Source organism: Kitasatospora sp. NPDC030952 (genome assembly GCF_055571335.1).
On sequence record NZ_JBVIFM010000013.1, the window covers coordinates 205928 to 226647 of the forward strand.

Below are 20720 nucleotides of genomic sequence, written 5' to 3' on the forward strand. Positions count from 1 at the left end.
CGCCGCGCCACTGCCCCACCGCCGCCCCGCCGCTGCCTCGGCACCGGCCGGTCCGACCCGCTTCCGGAGGAGCCCATGCCCGACCGCACCACCTACCTCGTCCTCCCCGGCTACCAGAACTCGGGCCCCGCGCACTGGCAGACCCGCTGGGAGGCCGCCGAGCCGGAGGCCTTCCGACGGGTCGAGCAGGCCGACTGGGACCACCCCGAGCAGCGGGACTGGGTGGCCCGGGTGGACGCGGCGGTGGCCGCGGCCGCCGCCGCGGGACCGGTGGTGCTGGTCGCGCACAGCCTGGGCTGCGTCACGGCGGCCCGCTGGGCGGCCGGGGCCCCGGCCGGGCGGACGGCGGCCGTGCGGGGCGCGCTGCTGGTCGCCCCGGCGGACGTCGACACCGCCGAGGTGCCGGAGCTGCTGGGTTTCCGGCCGGTGGCGCTGGAGCGCTTCCCGTTCCCCACCGTGGTGGTCTCCTCCACCGACGACCCGTGGGTGAGCCCCGAGCGGGCCCGGGAGTTCGCCCGGGCCTGGGGCGCCCGCCACGTCGAGCCGGGCGCGTACGGGCACCTCAACTCGGACTCCGGACTGGGCGACTGGCCGGAGGGCAGGAAACTCCTTGCAGAGCTGTGACCGGATGACCGGGGGGACGATGAACGAGCGAGCGCACAACCGGCCGCGGCGGACCCGGCGCACCCTGATCCGGGTGCTGCTGGCCACCGGGGCGGCGGCCGTCCTGCTGTACACCGAGGGCCAGTGGGAGAGCCGCTCGGGCGGTCTGATGCTGGTCGCCGACCTGCTGAACCGGCCGGAGCTGCTGCTCGGCGGCGCGCTGGCCGCGCTGATCGCGGCCGCTTGGCTGAGCGACCGCCGCACCGCCGTACGGGCCGCCACCCGGGCCGTCACGGTGACCGCCGGGGTGGTGTTCCTGCTCGGCGTGCTGGCCGCGCACAAGGTGTCGGCGGCCGAGACCCGCAGCCGGGAGGAGGCCCCGGCCGGCGCGGAGCGCTCCCTGGTGGTGGTGCACCGCTCGTACGCCTCCGGGCCGCAGGCCGGTGAGCACTGGCAGGTGCTGCTGGAGAGCGGCCAGGGCTGGTCGGCCCGGCGCTGGCTGCTGGTGGACGTCGGCGGCACTCCGGACGACGCCCGGCTGGTGGAGGCGAGTTGGACCGGGCGGACCCAGATCACCGTGGTCACCGACTCCTACCGTCGGGTGTTCAACCTCGACCAGGACAGCGGCGAGCCGGTCGAGGCGCGGTAGCCCGAGGGCGTGGCGGCGCTAGTGTCCTGAGTCCTTGATCCGTCGGCAGTAGCTGGCGAGGGACTCGAGGACTCAGGACACTAGCTCGCGCAGGGCAGCGGCAGCGGCAGCGGGGCTGCGGCAGACCGAGGGAGCTGTGCGGCACGGCGCCCGTCGTCCGCCGACGGGCCGCGGCCCCGCCTGAGTACGGGTACTCGGGCGGGGCCGCGGGCGGGGCTCGATCGCTGGTCCGTCACTGGTCCCCGGGGTCGCCCGGCGGGGTGGTGGACGGGGCCGAGCGGCCGATCAGACCGCCGATCGCGCCGCCGGTCTGGCCCCAGGTCTGACCGCTGGTCGGGCCGCCGGCCGGGGCTCCGTACCCGCCGCCGATCACGCCACCGGTCGGCGGGTTGGTGCCGCGCGGCCGGCCGGTGTTCCCCGAGGTGGGCGACCCGGTGCAGGTGGCCGATCCCGGCGAGCCGGTTGCGGTGCCGCAGCCCGGATCGCGCTTGACCGGGTCCGGGATGTAGACGGTGGTGAAGTCCTTCTCCGGCATGGTCCGGACGGCGGCGCTCATCGCCTGCTGCCAGATCGGCCCGGGGCCGGTCGCCCCGAACACCTCGGCCTGGTACTGGCCGCCGATCCGGATGTTGCGCATCGGCACCTTGGTGCCCGGACTGCCGAGCCAGACCGAGCCGGCCAGGTTGCCGGTGTAGCCGGTGAACCAGGCGGACTTCTTCTCGTCCGTGGTGCCGGTCTTGCCCGCGATCTGGCGGTCGTCGTCCAGCCGGAGGTCCCGGGCGGTGCCGCCCTTCTCGGTCACCCCGAGCAGCACGCTGTTGATCACGTCGGCGGTGTCGGTGGACATCACCTGGTTGCAGCGGGCCGGCGGCACCGGGACGTCCTTGCCGTCCACGGTGGTGATCCGGTTGATCGCCAGCGGCGCGCAGTAGCTGCCCCGGGCGGCGAAGGTCGCGTAGACGTTGGCCATGGTCAGCGGGCTGACCTCCTGGGTGCCGAGGCCGAGGGCCGGCACCTCCTGCAGCGGGTCGCCGCTCGCCTTGCCGGTCACGCCCAGCTTGTCGGCCATCTGCTTGACGGCGCAGAGCCCGATCTCCTGCTCCATCTGCACGAAGTAGGTGTTCACGGAGAGGGCCATCGCCTGCTTGAGCGCGTACGGGCCCTTCTCGCTCGGGCTCTCGTTGGGAATGACCCCGTCCTTCTTGCCCTTGCTGAGGTTCTTCCAGGTGCCGCCGCAGGTCGTCATCGTCGGCCAGTCCATCCGGTTCGGCGAGTCGTACTGCTGGGTGGGCGGCAGCCCGGCCTCCAGGGCGGCGGCGGCCACGATCGGCTTGAAGTTGGAGCCGGGCTGGAAGCCGATGCCACCGCCCATCGCCGCGTCCACGTTGAGGTTGACGACGGTCTGGTTCTTCTCCTTGGCCAGGCCGTACGGGCGGGTCTGGGCCATCGCCAGGATCTTGCCGCTGCCGGGCTCGACCATCGTCATCGCCGCCGAGACCGGGTCGGTGACGTACACCTTGGTGGAGACGGCGTTCTGAGCGGCGGCCTGCTTGTCCGGGTCGAGGGTGGTGTAGATGTTCAACCCGCCGGTGTCCCACAGCTTCTTGCGCTCGGCGGCGCTCTTGCCGAAGGCCGGGTCCTGCTTGACCACGTGCCGCACGTAGTCGCAGAAGAAGCCCATGCCGGCCTGGGCGGTGATGCAGCCGTTCTGCGGGTCCCGGTAGTCGAGGCCGAGCGGGGCGGCCTTGGCCTCCTTGGCCTGCTCGGCGGTGATGTGCTTGTTCTCCAGCATCTTGTCGATGACGGTGTCCCGGCGCTTCTGGGCGGCCACCGGGTGCAGCTTGGGGTCGTACTGGGACGGGTTCTGCACCAGCCCGGCGAGCGTCGCCGCCTCGGGGAGGGTGAGGTCCTTGGCGTCCTTGCCGAAGTAGCGCTGGGAGGCGGCCTGGATGCCGTACGCCTGGTGGCCGTAGAAGGTGATGTTCAGGTAGTTGGTGAGGATCTGCTCCTTCGGGAGGTCCTCCTCCAGCTTGATGGCGTAGCGCAGTTCCTGGATCTTGCGGCCGAGGGTCTTGCGCTGGGCCTCGCGCACCGCCACCGGATCGTCCCCGGCCAGTTCGACGTTGACGTTCTTCACGTACTGCTGGGTCAGGGTGGAGGCGCCCTGTACGGCGGCGCCGCTCTCCGCGTTCTTGGTGATCGCCCGCAGCACGCCCTTGAGGTCGACGGCGCCGTGCTCGTAGAACCGGGCGTCCTCGATGTCGACTTGGGCCCGGCGGATCAGCGGCGACATCTGGTCCGCCGTGATGACGGTGCGGTCGCGCTCGTAGACCTTGGCGATCAGGCCGCCCTTGGCGTCGTAGATCTGGGTGGCCTGGGTGAGCGGCGGGGTCTTGAAGTCGTCGGGGATGCTCTCGAAGCTCTCGGCACCGCTCTTCGCGCCCAGCCCGACCGCGCCCGCCGCCGGCAGGATCAGGCCTGCCAGCAGGACGCCGCCCAGCACGCTGGAGCCGAGGAAGGTGGCCGCATGGCGCAGGATTCCGAGCGGGGTCTCACGGCGCCTCGGGCGTGGCACCCAGGTGTCGCCCGGGTCCCGGGCAGGTATGCGGCTCTTCGGTGACATAGATCGAACATTACGGCCGTGAATCCCCACCGTGGAGGGCCTGTTGGCGAACTATTGTCACAAAATCGCGACAGGTTCGACTCATGTGCGAGGGTCGAATGGGGGTGCACGCGGAAGCAACGGCCGTTCGTCCACGGCCGGTTGCCTCCGGGTGCCGGTTACCTCCGGGTGCTGGTTGCCTCCGGGTGCTGGTTGCCTCCGGGTGCCAGTCGTCTCCGTGCCCGTTGGGCTCAGCCCGCCACTGGTCCTGCCGGGGCCGCGGGACTCGCCGGGCAGAACAGGTCCTCGGCCGGGCGACGGCCCGTCACCAGGAAGTCCGTCACCGCCGCGTCCCCACAGGCGTTCCCGTTGGCGCGGTAGACGTCATGGCCGCCGGAGTCCACGGTGACCATCCGGGCGCGGTCCCCGAAGGCCGCGCGGAGCTTGAGCGCGCCCCCGTACGGGGTGGCCGGGTCCCGCAGGTTCTGCGCCAGCAGGACGTTCGCCGGGCCGCGGCCGGTCACCCGCACCGGCGGCTCGGCGGGCGCGAACGGCCAGAAGGCGCAGGGCATCACGTTCACCGGCATGCCCGCGGTGAGCGGATGGGCGGCCCGGTCGGCGGCGACGTCCTTGACGTAGCCCGCCGGGTCGGAGGGCCAGCTGACGTCGTTGCAGAGGGTGCCGGCCGAGGCGGCGATGTGGTTCTGCAGCACCTCGTCCGGGGCCGACTGCGGCGCCGGCAGCGGGCGCAGCCCCTGGGCGGCCAGCATCAGCCGGGCCAGCCCGGGGAACTGGGCGTCCGCGTACAGGCTGGTCAGCATGGACTCGCGCAGCCCGTTGCCGTCCAGCTCGGCCGGGTTGGCGCCGGGCCAGGGCAGCGGTGCGGCGTCCAGGCGGGCGGCGAGCTGCAGGAACAGCGGGCGCACCTGCTCGGGAGTGTCCGCGACGCGGTCCGGATTGCCCGGCGCCGAGGCCCACTTGGCGAAGTCCGGGAAGCGGTCCTCCGCGCCCTGGCCGAAGGCGGCCAGCCAGCCGCGGCCGACCCGGGTCGGGTCCGGGTCGTCGTTGCTGTCCAGCACGATCCGGTCGGTGTGCCCGGCGAACATCGTGGCGTAGACGGCGCCCGCGTAGGTGCCGTAGGAGGTGCCCCAGGCGGACAGCCGGCGCTCCCCCAGGGCGCGGCGGATGCTGTCGATGTCGCGGGCCTCGTTGGCGGTGGACAGGCTGCGCAGTACCGGGCCGCCGTTGCGGGCGCAGGCGTCGGCGAAGCGGTGGCCGGTGGCGGTGTTCCCGTCGATCGAGCCGTCGGCGGCGGGCCAGGGGCGCAGCCTGACCATGGCCAGGTCGGCGTGGTCCAGGCCGCAACTGACCGGGGTGGAACGGCCGACGCCGCGCGGGTCGAAGCCGACCAGGTCGAACTCGTCCAGCACCTGCTGCGGCAGTCGGCCGACGGCGCTGCTCGGGCGGTCCAGACCGTTGTCGCCGGGGCCGCCGGGGATGATCAGCAGCACGCCCCGGCGCTGGCCCGGCTTGGCGGTGGCGATCCGGGAGACGGCGACCGTGATCCCTTGGCCGTCCGGGTCGTTGTAGTCCAGCGGGACGGTGACGGTGGCGCACTCCTGGCGGGGGTCGACCTGCCCCTGGCAGGCGGACCAGTCGAGGTGGTCGCGGCGGGGGTGCCCCTGGTCCGCCGCGGCGGGCAGGGCGGTGAACGCGGTGACGGCGAGCGCGGCGGCCGCGGTGGCGGCGGCGGTGCGGCGAATGGTGTTCGGCATGCCCAAGAGTCTGCTGCGGCAGTGGACTTGGGCCCATGCGGGCAGCCGGTCGGTCGGGGGTGGGGCAATCCCCCGGTCGCCGGGTGCGGCGCGCCCACGGTTCGCGCCCTGCGGGGTGGCGGCCGGTCGGGCGCCGATGATTTCGGATGCTGTGCAGGAGAACCGAGGAGGCGTCAGGGTGGAAGCCGGGACACCGGATGACGGACACGATCACGGCGGCACGGACGGGTCCGCGGGGCCCTCGCACTCGCACTCGCACGCCCACGGGCCGGCCGCGCCGGTCTCCACGCACCTGCGGAAGGTGATCGCGGCCGTGCTGATCCCGTTCGCGGTGGCCGTCGCCGTCGGCCTGGTGGTGCTCTGGCCGGGTGGGGTCCCGCAACACCAGCACACCGGCGTCGGCTTCGACCAGCAGGTCCGGCACGGCCGGGTCACCACCGTCAAGGAGTTGCCCTGCGCCGACCTCAACCCGGCCGACCAGGGCACCTGCCGGCAGGACACCGTGGAGGTCACCGACGGCCCGGACCGGGGCCTCACCTTCACCGTGATCGTCCACCCGACCGAGCCCCGGCAGTACGTCGTCGGCGAGAAGCTTGTCCTGACGTACGCCCCGGACGCCCCGGCGGACCTCCGGTACAGCGTGGTGGACGTGGACCGGAACCTGCCGATGGGCGTGCTGGCCGGGCTGTTCGCCGTGGTCGTGGCGGTGATCGGGCGCTGGCGGGGGGTGGCCGCGTTGGTCGCGCTGGCGATCAGCTTCGCCGTGCTGTCGCTGTTCATCCTGCCCGCCATCCTCCGCGGTTCGGACCCGCTGCTGGTGGCGATCGTCGGCGCCAGCGCGATCATGCTGATCGCGCTCTACCTGTGCCACGGGCTGTCCGCCCGGACGTCGGTGGCGGTGCTGGGAACGCTGGTGTCCCTCGTGCTGATCGGGGTGCTCAGCCTGGTCTTCGCCGCCTGGGCGCACCTGACCGGCAACACCTCGGAGGAGACCGGGCTGGTGCACGACCTCTACCCCGGCATCGAGATCCGCGGCCTGCTGCTGGCCGGGTTCGTGATCGGCTCGCTCGGCGTGCTCTTCGACGTGACGGTCACCCAGACCTCGGCGATCTGGGAGCTGCACGAGGCCGACCCGACGATGGGCGCCGGGCGGCTCTACCGGACCGGCATGCGGATCGGCCGCGACCACATCGCCTCTACGGTCAACACCCTGGTGCTCGCCTACGCGGGTGCCGCGCTGCCGCTGCTCCTGCTGTTCTCCATCGCGCACCGGACGGTCGTCTCGGTGGCCACCAGCGAACTGGTGGCCGAGGAGATCGCCCGCACCCTGGTCGGCAGCATCGGACTGGTCGCCGCCGTACCCGTCACCACCGGCCTGGCCGCCCTGATCGCGGCCGCCGACCACCCCCGGACGGCGGCGGCCCTCCCCGGGCGGCACCGGCACGCGTAGTACGTCCCGGGGCGCTCAGAGGCCGAGCAGCCCCGGGTCCGAGGCGAGGCCGCGGAGCGGCTCGCGCGGGTCGTCGACCAGCCGACGGGCCGCCAGGTCGAGGATGCCGCCCACCCCGGTGATCTCCGCGGCCAGCACACCGTCCTCGCGGGTCAGCCGCTGCACCACGCGGAAGGTCTTGCCCTCCCGCCAGCTGAACGCGCAGCTGACCTCCACCGTGTCCCCGGCGCGCAGCTCCCGCAGGTACTTCACCGTGGTCTCCAGCACCACCGGGCCCACGCCCTTGGCGAGCAGCTCGGACTGGCGGATCCCGGCCGCCTGGAGGTACTCCCAGCGGGCGTGCTCGGCGTACTGCAGGTAGACGGCCTGGTTCAGATGCCCCTGGGTGTCGGTCTCGTAGCCGCGTACGGTGACCTGCGTGCTGAAGTCCTGATCGGTCATGCCCCGCACGCTACTCCGGCCGGGCGACGGGCACCGCGTAACGTCCGTCACGGCAGGGTGAGGATCCGCGGGCCGTCCTCGGTGACGGCGACGGTGTGCTCGATGTGGGCGGCGCGGCTGCCGTCGGTGGTGCGCAGCGTCCAGCCGTCCGGGTCGGTGGCGTAGTCGTCGCGGCCACCGGCCGTCAGCATCGGCTCGATGGCCAGCACCAGGCCCGGGCGCAGCGGGTAACCCCGGCCCGGGCGGCCCTCGTTGGGGAGGTGCGGGTCCTCGTGCATCCGGCGGCCGATGCCGTGCCCGCCGTAGCCGTCGAGCAGCCCGTAGCGTCCGGCCCGGGCCGCCGTGCCGACGGCGTGGGCGATGTCGCCGATCCGGTTGCCGACCACGGCGGCGGCGATCCCGGCCTCCAGGGCCCGCCGGGTGGCGGCGATCAGTGCGGTGTCCTCGGGGCGGGCGGTGCCGACGGTGAAACTGACCGCGGAGTCGCCGCACCAGCCGTCCAGCACGGCGCCGCAGTCGATGCTCACCAGGTCGCCGTCGCGCAGCCGGTAGCCGTTCGGGATGCCGTGCACCACGGCGTCGTTGACGGAGGCGCAGATCACGGCGGGGAACGGCACCGGCGCGAAGGACGGGCGGTACCCGAGGAACGGCGAGGTCGCCCCGGCCGCCGCCAGCACGCCCCGCGCCACCTCGTCCAGTTCCAGCAGGCTGACGCCCGCCGCCGCCTCCCGCTGCACCGCCGCCAACGCGTTGGCGACCACCCGCCCGGCCTCGCGCATCGCGGCGAGGCCGGCGTCCGACTTGAGTTCGACCATGGTGAACCACTTCCCTGGATCCAATTCTTATACCGGTATTTGTATCACGGTCTACGCTCACCCAGCGCCTCCGGCCCGGGACGCCCTACACTCGACGGCATGGTGAGGACTCCGCTGACCCCGTGGGAGCGCGAGCGTGGGGAGCGCTTCGGGGCGCTGCTGCGTGAGGCGCGTGGTGAGCGCAGCATGGTCGAGGTGGCGGCGGTGGCCGGTGTCTCGGCGGAGACGCTGCGGAAGATCGAGACGGGCCGGGCGCCGACGCCGTCGTTCTTCACCATCGCGGCGCTGGCGTTCGCCCTCGACCTCTCCCTCGACGAGCTGGTGGCCGCGTGTGCGCTGCCGGAGGACGGCGAGGTGCTCTCGGCGTGACGGCGACGGCCCGCCCGGCGCGTGCTGCGCCGGGCGGGCCGTCGTCCGTCAAGGGGGGTCCGGTCAGCCGACCGAGCTGTTGTAGCTCTCGATCGCGGGCTGGAGCTCCTTGGCCGCGTCGGCCAGGGCCTGCTGGGCGGTCTTGCTGCCGGCGATGGTCTGCTCGATGGCGGTCTCCACGCCCTTGCGGGCCTGCGGCATCACGCCGAGCAGGCAGCCGGCGGTGGCCGGGGTGGGCTTGGTGGCCTTCAGCTGGTCGATGGCCGTCTGGAACTGCGGGTACTTGCCCACCCACTCCTTGTCCTTGGGATCGTCCAGGGACTTCGTGTTGACCGGGAAGTAGCCGGTCCCGGTGTGCCAGACGGCCTGCTGCTCGGGGCCGGTGAGGAACTTCTCGAACTCCCACGCGGCGCGCTTCTCGGCGTCCGAGTGGCCGGGGCCGCTGATCCACAGCGAGGCGCCGCCGATGACCGGACCGCCCTGGTCGGCGGCGGTGACCTTGGGGAAGGCCGCGGTGCCGACGCCGAACTTGGCGGCCTCGGTGTAGCCGCGCAGGACGCCGGTGGACTCCAGGTGCATCGCGACCGTGCCGGCCTTGAAGGCGGCCTGGGCGTCGTCGGTGACCCGGCCGGTGTTGGCCGCGTAGCCGCCCTTGACCAGGTCGGCCCACCACTGCACGATCTGCGCGCCCTGGGCGGAGTCGAACACGACCTTGGACGCCTTGTCGCTGCGGCCGTTGTCGCCGTCGCAGTACATGGTGCCGGACTCGGCGAGCAGCTCCTCGACGAACCAGCCGTAGATGGCGGCGCCGAAGCCGTAGCGGACGGTCTTGCCGTCGGCGTCCTTCTTGGTCAGCTTCTTGGCCAGGTCCGCCAGCTCGTTGAGGTCCTTGGGCGGCTGCGCCGGATCGAGGCCGGCCTCCTTGAAGGCGTCGGTGTTCAGGTAGAGCAGCGGCATCGAGGAGTTGAACGGCATCGAGACCAGCTTGCCCTTGGCCGAGTAGTAGTTGCGGATGTTGGGGTCGAGGTCGGCCAGCGAGTAGCCGTCCTTGTCGACGAAGGCCTGGGCGGGGACGGTCTGCTTGGAGTCGATCATGAAGCGGGTGCCGATGTCGTAGACCTGCACCAGGGCGGGGGTGCCCTTCTGCTGCACCGCGGCCTTGTACTTGGTGACCAGCTCGTCGTACTTGCCCTGGAACTGCGCCTTGACCTCGATCTTGCCCTGGTGGGCCGCGTTGAAGTCCTTGACCAGCCCGTTCAGCACATCGGCGTTCTTGCCGGTCATCGAGTGCCAGAACTCGACGGTGGTGACGCCGGAGGCCTGGTCGAGCGCCTGGGCGCCGGGCGCGCCGGCGTCGGCGGAGCCGCCGGATCCGGAGCCGGAGCCGCTGGAGCTGCAGGCGGTCAGGGACAGGCCGGCCACCAGCAGGGCCGCGAGCGCGCGTGCACTCTTCTTCACGAGGTTCTCTTTCTTTCCGGTCGGGCGTCGGGAACGTGTCGGGAACGTACGGCGGATTCAGCGGACGGCGGGTTCGGCGGACGGCGGGTTCGGCGGACGGCGGGTTCAGCGGCCAGGACGGCGGCCGGCTCAGCGGACGGCGCCCGCGGTCAGGCCGCGGACGATGAAGCGCTGGCCGAAGACCACCAGGGCGAGGGTGGGCAGCAGCGAGAGCACCACGCCGGCCAGGATCAGGCCGGGGTCGGCCATCTCGGAGTCGCGCAGCGAGGTCAGGCCGATCTGCAGGGTCTGCATGTCGGCGGTGCGGGTGATGATGAGCGGCCAGAAGTACTGGTTCCAGGCCGAAAGGAAGACGTAGATCGACAGTGCCGCCAGGGCCGGCTTGTTGAGCGGGACGACGATCCGCCACAGGAAGCGCCAGTGGCCCGCGCCGTCGATCCGGGCCGCGTCGCGCAGTTCGCCGGGCAGCTGACGGAAGGCCTGGCGCAGCATGAAGGTGCCGAAGCCGGAGGCCAGGAACGGCAGGACGAGGCCGAAGTAGGTGTTGCCGAGTCCCCAGTCCGACAGCGTCAGGTAGTTGGGGATGATGATGGCCTCCCACGGGACCATCAGCGTGGCCAGGAACACCGCGAACACCACGGCGCGCGCCTTCAGCGGCAGGAAGACGAAGGCGTACGCGGCCAGGATCGAGGTGACCAGCTGGGCGAGGGTGATGGCGGTCGCGGTGATCGCCGAGTTGGCGTACTGCCGGAACAGCGGGATGGTGTCCACCGCGCCGGAGAAGTTCCGCCCGGTGACCGAGTGCGGCACCAACGCGGGCGGGTAGGAGGCGAGTTCGGACGGATCCATGAAGGCGCCGACGACCGCGTAGTACACCGGGAAGGCCACCGTGACCACGGCGACGGCGAGCAGCAGGTAGACGGCGGCGCGGCCGAGCAGGTCGCGCGGGGAGCGCCCGGCGAGGGGGCGGGGGCGCGGGCGGGAGGCGTCGGCCGCGGGCCGGGCGTCGGCGGTCGTGGTGGTCGAGCTCATGCGTAGTGCACCTTCCGCTCCAGGACGCCGAACTGGACGGCCGTGCAGGCGAGGACGACCACCAGCAGCACCACGGCCTGGGCGCTCGCCGTACCGAAGTCGCTGGAGCCGTAGGCGAAGGCCTTCTCGTAGACGGAGTAGACCAGCGTCCGGGTGGAGCCGTCCGGCCCGCCCTTGGTGAGGATGTGGATCTGGCCGAAACTCTGCAGTGCGTGGACGGTGGAGACCACCGTCAGGAAGAACAGGTTCGGGCCGAGCATCGGGACGGTGATCGAGCGGGCCAGCCGCAGTCCGGAGGCGCCGTCGATCCGGGCCGCCTCGACCACCTCGCCGGGGATCGAGCCGATGCCCGCGGAGAGCACCAGCACGTTGTAGCCGAGATTCATCCAGAGCGTGGTCAGGGCCACCGAGAGCAGTGCGTACCGGGAGTCGGTGAGCCAGCCGACCGGCCCCAGGCCGACGTGCGACAGCAGGCCGTTGAGCACCCCGCTGGCCGGGTTGAAGAACACCGCGAACACCACCGAGGCGCTGGCCACGGAGAAGGCGAAGGGCAGCGCGAAGGCGGAGCGCAGCAGCCGTACGCCCCGGATCCGGTTCTCCAGGAGCAGCACCAGCACCAGCGCGCCGAGCACCCCCGGTACCACGGTGAGCAGGGTGAACAGCGCGGTGGTGACCAGCGTCCGGCCGAAGTCGGCCGAGGACAGCAAGTCGGTGTAGTGCTTGAACCCGACGTAGCGGGAGGGCGCGCCGAAGAGGTCGTTGGCGTGCCCGCTCAGGTAGATCGTCCGCCCCAGCGGATAGCCGATGAACAGGACGAAGACCACCAGGGAGGGCAGCAGGAAGGCCCAGGCGAGGCCGTGCTCACCCCAGCGGCTTCGACGGCCCGGGAGGGGCACGGGGTGCGGTGCGGTCGGCATTGCTGGCGCGTCCGCCTTTCGTGTGTCGGTTCCGGCCGAAACCGTTTCTTGCCCGAACGACGGTGCGGAAACCCCTCGGTGATCAACCGGTGTCGGCAGGATTACGCGTTCGCGTCAGATTCGGCCGGTCGCCCGTGCAAGGACGTCCACCGCCACGGCGACGGCCTGTCAGCGGGGTGTCGTACGGTGCGCCGGTGAACGACACCGACTTCGACATGCGGGCCGCGATGGCCGCGGCACCGGGCGGCCGCGACGGCGCCTGGGCCCTCGTCCGGGGCTTCGCCGCGTACTGGGGCGAGCCGCTGGCGCGGCAGGACGGCTTCACCGACGCCGAGCTGGACGCGGCGGAGCAGCGGCTGGGGCTGCGGCTGCCGGCCGCACTGCGAGAGGCGTACCGGCTGTTCGGGCGCCGGGCCGACCTCACCAGCTCCCAGGACGTGCTGCTGACGCCGGACGAGCTCCATGTACTGGACGGCGCGTTGGTCTACCGGGCGGAGAACCAGGGCTGCGCCCACTGGGGCGTGCTGCTTGGCGACCTGGCGCAGGCCGATCCGCCGACGGTCGGCCGGGCGGACCTCGCGGACAAGTCGCTGGAGCGGTGGGAGCCCTGGGAGGAGCGTTTCTCGACGGCGGCGGCGGTGATGGCGATGAGCGAGAAGCTGCTGGAGGACGACGAGTTGACCGACTTCCTCGAATCCGAGGTCGAACTCCCGGGTGTTTTCAGGGAGTTGCCTGCCCTCGGCCGGGAGTGCCGCTGGTACCAGGGCCCGGACGTCCTGGTCCAGGCCGCCGGGGACGCCTGGATCGCGGTCCGGGCACGGACTCCGGAAGCGCTCGACGCGCTCTACGGAGCCGTGCCCGGGGACTGGTTGAACGGCTGAGCCGCGCCGCTCAGGCCGTGACGCCGCCGTCCAGCACCAGGTCCGCGCCGACGGTGTATCCCGCCTCCGGCGAGGCCAGGTACAGCACGGCGGCGGCGATCTCGGCGACCGCGCCGGACCGGCCGACCGGCACCTCGGACTTCATCCGGTCGCTCTTGTCGGCGTCGCTCTCGCCGGGCCGGGTCGACATCGGGGTGTCCACCGGGCCCGGGCTGACGGAGTTGATCCGCACGCCCTCGCCGATGTGGTCCCGGGCGGCGGAGCGGGTGAGCGCGGTGACGGCGGCCTTGCTGGCCGAGTAGGCGCCGACGCCCTCGAGCCGCTTGTGGACGCCCAGGTTGGACGAGACGTTGACGATGGCGCCGCCGCCGTGCGCCCGCATGTGGCCGATCTGGTGCTTCATCGCCAGCAGGGTGCCGGTCACGTTGATCTCGAACACCCGCCGGAAGTCGTCCTCGTCGATCTCGGCGACCGGCCCGGCCGCGCCGAACACCCCGGCGTTGTTGACGGCGACGTCGAGCCCGCCGAACTGCTCCACGGTCTCCCGGACCAGCCGGGCGGCCTCCGCGCTGTTCGTCACGTCGCCGGTCAGCGCGACGGCCTTGCCGCCGGCCCGCTCGATCAGCTCGACGGTCTCGGCCAGCGGGCCGGCGCTGCGCCCGGCGACCGCGACCCGGGCGCCCTCCTGGGCGAAGGCGAGCGCGATGCCCCGCCCGATGCCGCTGCCGCCGCCGGTGACCAGGACGGACTTGTCGGCGAAACGCGTGCTCATGAGGTGAACTCCTTGATCTGGGTGGTGTGTTCGGGTGCGGTGGTGATGGTCTTGGTGGTGTTGGTCTTGGCGGTGTTGGTCTCGGTGGCGTTGGGCTCGGTGGTCAGGGCCTTGTCGGTGCCGGTCCCGGTGGGCCCGCTCCGGGGCAGTGCGGCGACCGCGAGGGCGGTCAGCGCCAGTCCGGCGGCGGCCCCGGCGAAGGCCGCCGCGTAGCCGCCGACGACGGTCGGGCGGGTGGCGGCGAGCGCCATCAGGGCGGCCAGTCCGGCGGTGGGGCCGAGTTCCATGGCGGTGTTGAAGACGCCCGCGGCCAGGCCGGTCCGTTCGGGTGCCACGCCGCCGGTGGCGAGCACAGCGGCCCCGGCGAAGGAGGCGGCGGCTCCGGCGGGCAGCAGGAGCAGTCCGGGCAGCAGCCCGGTGGCGTAGGGGCTGCCGGGGTCGAGCCCGGCCAGCAGGGCGAGTCCGACGCCCTCCAGGGCGAGGCCCGCGGCGGTGACCGGCACCGGCCCGTGCCGGGCGATCAGCGGCCCGGCCGCCCGGCCGGCCAGCACCAGGACGACGGCGTACGGCAGGAAGGCGGCGGAGGTGTCGGCGGCGCTCCAGTCGCGCAGTTGCTGGAGGTAGAGCGAGAGCAGGACGAAGGCCAGGGCGGTGCCGGCGGAGGTCGCCGTCACGGCGGCCAGCGCGGTGGCCCGGCGCCGGTCGGCGAGGAAGCCGGGTGGCAGCAGGGGGTCGGCGGCGCGGCGTTCGGCGCCGGCGAAGGCGAGCAGCAGGAGCAGTCCGGCGGCCAGTGGGGCGAGCACTCCGGCGGTGTGCCAGCCGTGGTCGGTGGACGCCACCAGGGCGTAACTCACCGCGCAGAGCCCGGCGGTGGCGAGGGCGGCGCCGCGCAGGTCGAGTGCCGGGCGGCGGCCGGCGGGTGCGGGGGCGGGCAGTGCGCCGGAGCGGGCGAGGCCGGCCAGGGCGACCAGGACGGGGACCGCGAACAGCCAGCGCCAGGAGACCACGGCGGCGACCGGACCCGACACCACGCTGCCGGCGGTCGCGCCGAGCACCGAGACGCCGCCCCAGGTGGCCATCGCCCGCCGGTAGGCGGCGGGTCGGGGGTACAGCCGACGGACCACCGCGACCGCCGCCGGGGCGGTGAGCGCCGCGCCGACGCCCTGGACGAACCGGCCGGCCAGCAGGACGGGGTAGTCGGGCGCGAGGGCGCAGGCCACCGAGGCGGCGGCGAGCAGCGCCAAGCCCCATCGGAGCATCCGGCGGCCGCCGTAGCGGTCCGTCAGTCGTCCGCCGAGCAGTAGCAGCGCGGCGAAGGAGAGTCCGTACCCGGCGCTGAGCAGCAGCACCTCGGACGGGCCGAGCCCGAGCTCCCGGGCGACCAGGGGCAGCGGCACGGTGAGGATCATGATGGTGAAGATCAGTACTGCCTGGACGACGCCGAGCAGCGCGAAGCCGGACCGGGCCGTCGGCGCGGTGACGCTCATGGAAACTCCCCCCATACCCAAATTTTCAAGAACGATCGGTCCAGAAAAAGGACAGCACTCGGCACCGGCCGACCCGGCCGGAGGTCAGTCCAGCAGCACCAGCGCCTGCTCGGCGGCGTCCCGCACCCGGGGTGCGCCGTCGGCGGTCTTGCCCACCACCCGGATGCCCTGCAGCAGCACCACCAGCATCCGCGCCAGCACCCGTGGCTCCCGCCCGGCGGGCAGTTCGCCCTGGGCGTCGGCGCGCAGCAGGGCGGTGGTCAGCGCCGTCTCCAGGTGGTCGTAGCTGACCTCCACCCGGCGGGCGGCCGCCGCGTCGTGCGGGGCGAGTTCGACGGCCGTGTTGGTGATGAAGCAGCCGCGCTTGCGGTCTTCGTCCCCCATCAGCGCGTACCGGCGCACCAGGGCGCGGACGGCCGGCAGCACCGGGCCGGGCTGGGACAGCTCGGCCAGCAGGCCCGGGTCGTGCTGCTCGTTGTAGCGCTCCAGCGCGCGCAGGTAGAGCTCGTGCTTACTGCCGAAGGTGGCGTAGATGCTGGCCCGGGCGATGCCCAGTCCTTCGACCAGGTCGGCCATCGAGGTGGCCTCGTAGCCGCGCCGCCAGAACAGTTCGAGGGCTGCCTGGAGCGCCGCGTCCGGGTCGAATTCCTTGGTTCGCGCCATGACGGGAACGCTAGCCCTTTCCAGACCGATCGGTCAAGAAAGAGTCGCGAGTGGTCCAGACCGATCCCTGACAGAGCATTGCCAAGTGGACTAGACCATGGCTAGCCTTACCGCCCCCATCCCTCCTCCCCCACAGGAGGCACCGGCATGCCCGCACACCTTCCCCCCACCCCCCGCCAGGCCGTCGAGGCCGCCCGCCCGCTCGTGCTGACGGTCTTCCGGATCGTCGTCGGCCTGCTCTTCGCCTGCCACGGCGCCGCCTCGCTCTTCGGCGTCCTCGGCGGCGCCAAGGGCGGCGGCAGCCTCCCGCTCGGCCAGTGGCCGGGCTGGTGGGCCGCACTGATCCAACTGCTCGGCGGCGCCCTGGTGCTGCTCGGCATCGGCACCAGGACGGCCGCCCTGCTCTGCTCCGGCTCGATGGCCTACGCCTACTTCACCGTCCACCAGGAACAGGCCCTGCTACCCCTGCAGAACGGGGGCGAGCCCTCGGTGATGTTCTGCTGGGCGTTCCTGGCCATCGCGGTGCTCGGCTCCGGCCCGTACTCGCTGGACCGGCTGCTCGCCGTCCGCCGGCCGGCGGACGGCGAACCCGGCCCCCGGCCGACCTCCACCGGCTGACCCCCGCGGCCGGGCTCAGTCCTCGGCCAAGTACCGCTCCACCGTGGCGACCTTGGCGGTGAGGCCGTCGGTGACCCCGGCCCGGTCGTCGATCTTGATGACCGTGCTGACCCGGCTGCTGTGGGCCTTCACCGCCTCGATCGCCGCCCTGATCACCGGCATCACCTCGTCCCACTCCCCCTCGATGCTGGTGAACATGGCGTCCGTACGGTTCGGCAGACCGCTCGCCCGGACCACCCGGACGGCCTCGGCCACCACCTCCCCCACGTCCTCGCCGATCCCCAGCGGGGTCACCGAAAAAGCTGCGATCACGGTTCCACACTCCTCTGACATCCGATGACGCCTGGTCACGGCCCCGAGCACTCCGGGCCGTGACCAGGCTAGTCAGACGGGCCGCCGGACGACCGTCGGCAGGGGCGGTCCGACCGCTAGGGGGGCGCGGGCGCGACACCGGGGCCGGCGGGCGGGGGCGGTGCCGGGGGGCGGGGGACGAGGGGCGAGGCGGAGGCCCCGGTCCCCCGGGTGCACCAGCACGAACGCGGTTCCGGCGCACGAGACCGGGCCGGTCGGCCGAGCGTCCGCCACCTTCCACATTCTGTTGAATCGCCCCTTGACTCCCTGCCGGACCCGACCCTACCGTGTTTCCACATACAGAAACCGTTCTTCCGTATGGTGGAAATCAGGAGATGAGCCCTCCGACCCACTGCGGGCCGACGCAGGAGAGAACCGATGCCCCGTATGACAGCCGCCCGCGCGGCCGTGGAGATCCTCAAGCTCGAAGGCGTCGACGTCGCCTTCGGCGTGCCGGGCGCCGCCATCAACCCCTTCTACGCCGCCCTCAAGGCCTCCGGCGGGATCAAGCACACCCTGGCCCGGCACGTCGAGGGCGCCTCCCACATGGCCGAGGGCTACACCCGGGCCAAGGCCGGCAACATCGGCGTGTGCATCGGCACCTCGGGGCCGGCCGGCACCGACATGATCACCGGCCTGTACTCGGCGATCGCCGACTCCATCCCGATCCTGTGCATCACCGGCCAGGCCCCGGTCGCCCGCCTCCACAAGGAGGACTTCCAGGCCGTCGACATCGCCTCGATCGCCAAGCCGGTCACCAAGGCCGCGACCACCGTCCTGGAGGCCGCGCAGGTCCCCGGCGTCTTCCAGCAGGCCTTCCACCTGATGCGCTCCGGCCGCCCCGGCCCGGTGCTGATCGACCTGCCGATCGACGTCCAGCTGACCGAGATCGACTTCGACCCGGAGGCCTACCAGCCGCTGCCGGTCTACAAGCCGACCGCCAACCGGATCCAGATCCAGAAGGCCATCGCGCTGCTCCAGGAGTCCGAGCGCCCGCTGATCGTGGCCGGCGGCGGCGTCATCAACGCCGACGCGGCCGAACTGCTGCTGGAGTTCGCCGAGCTGACCGGCGTCCCGGTGGTCCCGACCCTGATGGGCTGGGGCATCGTTCCGGACGACCACGAGCTGAACGCCGGCATGGTCGGCCTCCAGACCTCGCACCGGTACGGCAACGAGAACTTCCTCGCCTCCGACTTCGTCCTCGGCATCGGCAACCGCTGGGCCAACCGCCACACCGGCGGCCTGGACGTCTACACCGAGGGCCGCACCTTCGTCCACGTCGACGTCGAGCCCACCCAGATCGGCAAGATCTTCGCCCCCGCCCTCGGAATCGCCTCCGACGCCAAGGCCGCGCTGGAGCTGTTCGTCGAGGTCGCCAAGGAGCTCAAGGCCGCCGGCACCCTCAAGGACCGCGGCGTCTGGGCCGCCTCCACCCAGGAGCGCAAGGCGCGGCTGCAGCGCCGCACCCACTTCGACAACGTGCCGCTCAAGCCGCAGCGCGTCTACGAGGAGATGAACAGGGCCTTCGGCCCGGAGACCCGCTACGTCACCACCATCGGCCTGTCCCAGATCGCCGGTGCCCAGATGCTGCACGTCTACCGGCCGCGGCACTGGATCAACTGCGGCCAGGCCGGCCCGCTGGGCTGGACCATCCCGGCCGCGCTGGGCGTCGCCACCGCCGACCCCGGGGGCCAGATCGTCGCGCTCTCCGGCGACTACGACTTCCAGTTCATGGTCGAGGAGCTGGCGGTCGGCGCCCAGCACCGGATCCCGTACGTCCACGTGCTGGTGAACAACTCCTACCTGGGCCTGATCCGCCAGGCGCAGCGGGGCTTCGACATCGACTTCCAGGTCAAGCTGGAGTTCGAGAACATCAACGCGCCGGAGCTGGGCGTCTACGGCGTGGACCACGTCAAGGTCGCCGAGGGCCTGGGCTGCAAGGCGATCCGGGTCACCGAGCCGGAGGGCCTGCTGCCGGCCTTCGAGGAGGCCAAGAAGCTGGCCGCCGAGTTCCGCGTCCCGGTCGTGGTCGAGGCGATCCTGGAGCGGGTCACCAACATCTCGATGGCCGCCGCCGACATCGACAAGGTCAACGAGTTCGAGGAGCTGGCCACCCTCCCCGAGCACGCGCCGACCGCGATCAAGCCGCTGGCCCTCTGAGAACCCCGCCCGGTGGGGGCGTACGAGCCGCTCCGTACGCCCCTGCCAGGCGGAACACCGGCGGGGCCGGCGCGGTTGGACCGTCCGGGGCCGCTACGGTGTGCCCGGGCGACACCCCGCTGCCAACCTCCCGAAAGGACCACCACCGTGAGCCTGTACGACATCCCGCTGCGCACCCTCACCGGCGAGCCCGCCTCGCTGGCCGACCACAAGGGCAAGGCGCTGCTGATCGTCAACGTCGCGTCCAAGTGCGGGCTGACCCCGCAGTACACCGGCCTGGAGAACCTCCAGAAGCGCTACGCCGCCCGCGGGTTCACCGTGCTGGGCTTCCCGTGCAACCAGTTCGCCGGGCAGGAGCCGGGCAGCGCCGAGGAGATCCAGAGCTTCTGCTCGACCACCTACGGCGTGACCTTCCCGCTGTTCGAGAAGATCGACGTCAACGGTGACGACCGGCACCCGCTGTACCGGGAGCTGACCGAGGTCGCCGACGCCGAGGGCGAGGCCGGGGACGTCAGCTGGAACTTCGAGAAGTTCCTGATCTCGCCGGACGGCACGGTCGCCGCCCGGATCCGGCCCCGGGTCGAGCCCGAGTCGGCCGAGCTGACCGCCGCGATCGAGGCCGTGCTGCCGGCCTGACGCACCCCGTCCAAGGATCAGGGCCGCCCCCGGGCGGCCCTTTCCGTGTCACAGCAACAGCCTCGTCCCGGGCGGGAGTTCACCCGCCCGGGCGGCTTCGCGCAGATGCGCCAGCAGGGTGCCGTGCAGCGCCTCGGCGGCGCGGGTCAGCGGCACCTCGCGGCCGTGGGCGACGGCGATGGTCCGGCCCAGCCCCGGCCCCGCGAACGGGGTGACGGACAGCCCCGAGCGCGCCGCGACCATCCCGGGCACCACCGCCGGGCCCAGTCCGGCCCGGACGAAGCCCAGCACCGCGTCCATCTCACCGCCCTCGACGGCGAACTCCGGCTCGAACCCGGCCGCCCGGCAGGCCGCCAGGGCCGCCTCCCGGACGTCGTACCCCTCCCGGAACATCACCAGCGGCCGCCCACGCAGTTCCGCCACCCGCACCGGGCGCCGCGCGGGGCCGGCGGCCGAGACCAACACCAGCTCCTCGTGCAGCAGTTCGGTGACGGCCAGGGCGGGTGCGGCCTCCCCGCTGGGCGGGGTGATGACCAGCGCGAGGTCCAGCTCCCCCGCCGCCAGCCAGCGGACCAGATCGCGCGAACCGCCCTCCCGCACCCCCAGCGCGACGCCCGGGTAGCGGTCCCGGAAGACCCGCAGCACGTCCGGCACCAGGCTGGTGCACAGGCTCGGCGGCGCCCCCAGCCGCACCCGGCCGCGGCGCAGCTGCACCGTCTCCTGGACGGCCAGCCGGGCGCTCTCGGTGTCCGCGAGGATCCGCCGGGCCAGCGGCAGCAGGGCGTCCCCGGCGTCGGTGAGGGCGATGTTGCCCCGGGTGCGGTGGAACAGTTCGGCCCCCAACTCCCTTTCCAGCGCCCGGATCTGCTGGGAGAGCGAGGGTTGGGCGACGTGCTCGGCCTCGGCGGCCCGGGTGAAGTGCCGGGTCTCGGCGACGGCCAGGAAGTAGCGGAGTTGCTGGAGCTGCACGCACCCAGGCTACGCCGCGACGATAGGCGCTGACTATCGTCACCAGCCGCAGCATGTCTTGGACGCACCCTG

20 protein-coding genes are annotated in these 20720 nt (G+C 72.6%); 8 read left to right on the forward strand and 12 right to left on the reverse strand.

Annotated features, from left to right (window positions below; genetic code table 11):
• The first annotated feature begins 75 nt into the window (after positions 1 to 75).
• The gene (locus tag ACZ47G_RS23290; RefSeq protein ID WP_465745537.1) at positions 76 to 624 is read left to right on the forward strand and encodes an RBBP9/YdeN family alpha/beta hydrolase; all 549 of its coding nucleotides are present in this window, start codon (positions 76 to 78) and stop codon (positions 622 to 624) included.
• 19 nt (positions 625 to 643) lie between these two features.
• On the forward strand, positions 644 to 1252 hold the full coding sequence (locus ACZ47G_RS23295) for a hypothetical protein (RefSeq protein ID WP_465745539.1): 609 nt from the start codon (positions 644 to 646) through the stop codon (positions 1250 to 1252).
• 232 nt (positions 1253 to 1484) lie between these two features.
• Here ACZ47G_RS23295 and ACZ47G_RS23300 read toward each other — a convergent pair whose 3' ends face one another.
• Together ACZ47G_RS23300 and ACZ47G_RS23305 are read right to left on the reverse strand one after the other, a co-directional pair.
• Positions 1485 to 3875: a transglycosylase domain-containing protein gene (locus tag ACZ47G_RS23300; RefSeq protein WP_465745540.1), complete on the reverse strand. Its 2391-nt coding sequence runs from the start codon at positions 3873 to 3875 to the stop codon at positions 1485 to 1487.
• Between the two features lie 230 nt (positions 3876 to 4105).
• Positions 4106 to 5629, reverse strand: a complete 1524-nt coding sequence (locus ACZ47G_RS23305; protein ID WP_465745542.1) for an alpha/beta hydrolase — start codon at positions 5627 to 5629, stop codon at positions 4106 to 4108.
• 136 nt (positions 5630 to 5765) lie between these two features.
• Between ACZ47G_RS23305 and ACZ47G_RS23310 the strand changes: the two genes are divergently transcribed.
• Positions 5766 to 7079: a YibE/F family protein gene (locus tag ACZ47G_RS23310; protein ID WP_465745544.1), complete on the forward strand. Its 1314-nt coding sequence runs from the start codon at positions 5766 to 5768 to the stop codon at positions 7077 to 7079.
• A 15-nt stretch (positions 7080 to 7094) separates the two neighbouring features.
• On the opposite strand, the gene ACZ47G_RS23315 is transcribed toward ACZ47G_RS23310, so the two are convergent.
• Together ACZ47G_RS23315 and map are read right to left on the reverse strand one after the other, a co-directional pair.
• Complete coding sequence (locus ACZ47G_RS23315; protein ID WP_465745546.1) at positions 7095 to 7520, reverse strand: acyl-CoA thioesterase; 426 nt, start codon at positions 7518 to 7520, stop codon at positions 7095 to 7097.
• Positions 7521 to 7567: 47 nt separating this feature from the next.
• Positions 7568 to 8335 carry a type I methionyl aminopeptidase gene (map, locus tag ACZ47G_RS23320; protein WP_465745548.1) on the reverse strand — a complete coding sequence of 256 codons (768 nt, stop codon included), beginning with the start codon at positions 8333 to 8335 and terminating at the stop codon, positions 7568 to 7570.
• A 99-nt stretch (positions 8336 to 8434) separates the two neighbouring features.
• On the opposite strand from map, the gene ACZ47G_RS23325 reads away from it, so the two are divergent.
• Positions 8435 to 8704 carry a helix-turn-helix domain-containing protein gene (locus ACZ47G_RS23325; RefSeq protein ID WP_465745550.1) on the forward strand — a complete coding sequence of 90 codons (270 nt, stop codon included), beginning with the start codon at positions 8435 to 8437 and terminating at the stop codon, positions 8702 to 8704.
• 63 nt (positions 8705 to 8767) lie between these two features.
• On the opposite strand, the gene ACZ47G_RS23330 is transcribed toward ACZ47G_RS23325, so the two are convergent.
• From ACZ47G_RS23330 to ACZ47G_RS23340, 3 genes are all read right to left on the reverse strand, one after another.
• Positions 8768 to 10162, reverse strand: a complete 1395-nt coding sequence (locus ACZ47G_RS23330) for an ABC transporter substrate-binding protein (protein ID WP_465745551.1) — start codon at positions 10160 to 10162, stop codon at positions 8768 to 8770.
• Between the two features lie 129 nt (positions 10163 to 10291).
• Entirely contained in the window at positions 10292 to 11194 is a 903-nt protein-coding gene (locus ACZ47G_RS23335) for a carbohydrate ABC transporter permease (protein ID WP_465745553.1), read from the reverse strand.
• A complete protein-coding gene (locus ACZ47G_RS23340; RefSeq protein WP_465745555.1) occupies positions 11191 to 12111 on the reverse strand; it encodes a carbohydrate ABC transporter permease in 921 nt (306 codons plus the stop codon). Before ACZ47G_RS23340 ends, ACZ47G_RS23335 begins: the two co-directional genes overlap by 4 nt.
• Positions 12112 to 12305: 194 nt before the next feature.
• Between ACZ47G_RS23340 and ACZ47G_RS23345 the strand changes: the two genes are divergently transcribed.
• A complete protein-coding gene (locus ACZ47G_RS23345) occupies positions 12306 to 12992 on the forward strand; it encodes an SMI1/KNR4 family protein (RefSeq protein WP_465745557.1) in 687 nt (228 codons plus the stop codon).
• Between the two features lie 10 nt (positions 12993 to 13002).
• Here ACZ47G_RS23345 and ACZ47G_RS23350 read toward each other — a convergent pair whose 3' ends face one another.
• The 3 genes from ACZ47G_RS23350 to ACZ47G_RS23360 form a co-directional block, all read right to left on the reverse strand.
• Complete coding sequence (locus ACZ47G_RS23350; protein WP_465745559.1) at positions 13003 to 13764, reverse strand: SDR family NAD(P)-dependent oxidoreductase; 762 nt, start codon at positions 13762 to 13764, stop codon at positions 13003 to 13005.
• Positions 13761 to 15251 (reverse strand): MFS transporter, encoded by a 1491-nt coding sequence (locus ACZ47G_RS23355; protein WP_465745561.1) that lies wholly within the window; start codon positions 15249 to 15251, stop codon positions 13761 to 13763. Before ACZ47G_RS23355 ends, ACZ47G_RS23350 begins: the two co-directional genes overlap by 4 nt.
• An 84-nt stretch (positions 15252 to 15335) precedes the next feature.
• Positions 15336 to 15914 (reverse strand): TetR/AcrR family transcriptional regulator, encoded by a 579-nt coding sequence (locus ACZ47G_RS23360; RefSeq protein WP_465745563.1) that lies wholly within the window; start codon positions 15912 to 15914, stop codon positions 15336 to 15338.
• A 147-nt stretch (positions 15915 to 16061) separates the two neighbouring features.
• Between ACZ47G_RS23360 and ACZ47G_RS23365 the strand changes: the two genes are divergently transcribed.
• Positions 16062 to 16532, forward strand: a complete 471-nt coding sequence (locus ACZ47G_RS23365; RefSeq protein ID WP_465745565.1) for a DoxX family protein — start codon at positions 16062 to 16064, stop codon at positions 16530 to 16532.
• Between the two features lie 15 nt (positions 16533 to 16547).
• On the opposite strand, the gene ACZ47G_RS23370 is transcribed toward ACZ47G_RS23365, so the two are convergent.
• Positions 16548 to 16844, reverse strand: coding sequence for an MTH1187 family thiamine-binding protein (locus ACZ47G_RS23370; protein WP_465745567.1), 297 nt, complete (start codon positions 16842 to 16844; stop codon positions 16548 to 16550).
• Positions 16845 to 17261: 417 nt separating this feature from the next.
• On the opposite strand from ACZ47G_RS23370, the gene gcl reads away from it, so the two are divergent.
• Positions 17262 to 19043 carry a glyoxylate carboligase gene (gcl, locus tag ACZ47G_RS23375; protein ID WP_465745569.1) on the forward strand — a complete coding sequence of 594 codons (1782 nt, stop codon included), beginning with the start codon at positions 17262 to 17264 and terminating at the stop codon, positions 19041 to 19043.
• 147 nt (positions 19044 to 19190) lie between these two features.
• Positions 19191 to 19679: a glutathione peroxidase gene (locus tag ACZ47G_RS23380; protein WP_380463092.1), complete on the forward strand. Its 489-nt coding sequence runs from the start codon at positions 19191 to 19193 to the stop codon at positions 19677 to 19679.
• Between the two features lie 48 nt (positions 19680 to 19727).
• Here the strand turns inward: ACZ47G_RS23380 and ACZ47G_RS23385 are convergent, their stop codons facing one another.
• Positions 19728 to 20648 (reverse strand): LysR family transcriptional regulator, encoded by a 921-nt coding sequence (locus ACZ47G_RS23385; RefSeq protein WP_465745571.1) that lies wholly within the window; start codon positions 20646 to 20648, stop codon positions 19728 to 19730.
• Positions 20649 to 20720: the final 72 nt, after the last annotated feature.

Excerpts from the sequence above, each read along its gene's own strand:
- ACZ47G_RS23290 (WP_465745537.1), top strand. The coding sequence starts at position 76 with ATGCCCGACCGCACCACCTACCTCGTCCTCCCCGGCTACCAGAACTCG.
- ACZ47G_RS23295 (WP_465745539.1), top strand. The coding sequence starts at position 644 with ATGAACGAGCGAGCGCACAACCGGCCGCGGCGGACCCGGCGCACCCTG.
- ACZ47G_RS23300 (WP_465745540.1), bottom strand. The coding sequence starts at position 3,875 with ATGTCACCGAAGAGCCGCATACCTGCCCGGGACCCGGGCGACACCTGG.
- ACZ47G_RS23305 (WP_465745542.1), bottom strand. The coding sequence starts at position 5,629 with ATGCCGAACACCATTCGCCGCACCGCCGCCGCCACCGCGGCCGCCGCG.
- ACZ47G_RS23310 (WP_465745544.1), top strand. The coding sequence starts at position 5,766 with ATGATTTCGGATGCTGTGCAGGAGAACCGAGGAGGCGTCAGGGTGGAA.
- ACZ47G_RS23315 (WP_465745546.1), bottom strand. The coding sequence starts at position 7,520 with ATGACCGATCAGGACTTCAGCACGCAGGTCACCGTACGCGGCTACGAG.
- map (WP_465745548.1), bottom strand. The coding sequence starts at position 8,335 with ATGGTCGAACTCAAGTCGGACGCCGGCCTCGCCGCGATGCGCGAGGCC.
- ACZ47G_RS23325 (WP_465745550.1), top strand. The coding sequence starts at position 8,435 with ATGGTGAGGACTCCGCTGACCCCGTGGGAGCGCGAGCGTGGGGAGCGC.
- ACZ47G_RS23335 (WP_465745553.1), bottom strand. The coding sequence starts at position 11,194 with ATGAGCTCGACCACCACGACCGCCGACGCCCGGCCCGCGGCCGACGCC.
- ACZ47G_RS23340 (WP_465745555.1), bottom strand. The coding sequence starts at position 12,111 with ATGCCGACCGCACCGCACCCCGTGCCCCTCCCGGGCCGTCGAAGCCGC.
- ACZ47G_RS23350 (WP_465745559.1), bottom strand. The coding sequence starts at position 13,764 with ATGAGCACGCGTTTCGCCGACAAGTCCGTCCTGGTCACCGGCGGCGGC.
- ACZ47G_RS23355 (WP_465745561.1), bottom strand. The coding sequence starts at position 15,251 with ATGAGCGTCACCGCGCCGACGGCCCGGTCCGGCTTCGCGCTGCTCGGC.
- ACZ47G_RS23360 (WP_465745563.1), bottom strand. The coding sequence starts at position 15,914 with ATGGCGCGAACCAAGGAATTCGACCCGGACGCGGCGCTCCAGGCAGCC.
- ACZ47G_RS23365 (WP_465745565.1), top strand. The coding sequence starts at position 16,062 with ATGCCCGCACACCTTCCCCCCACCCCCCGCCAGGCCGTCGAGGCCGCC.
- gcl (WP_465745569.1), top strand. The coding sequence starts at position 17,262 with ATGCCCCGTATGACAGCCGCCCGCGCGGCCGTGGAGATCCTCAAGCTC.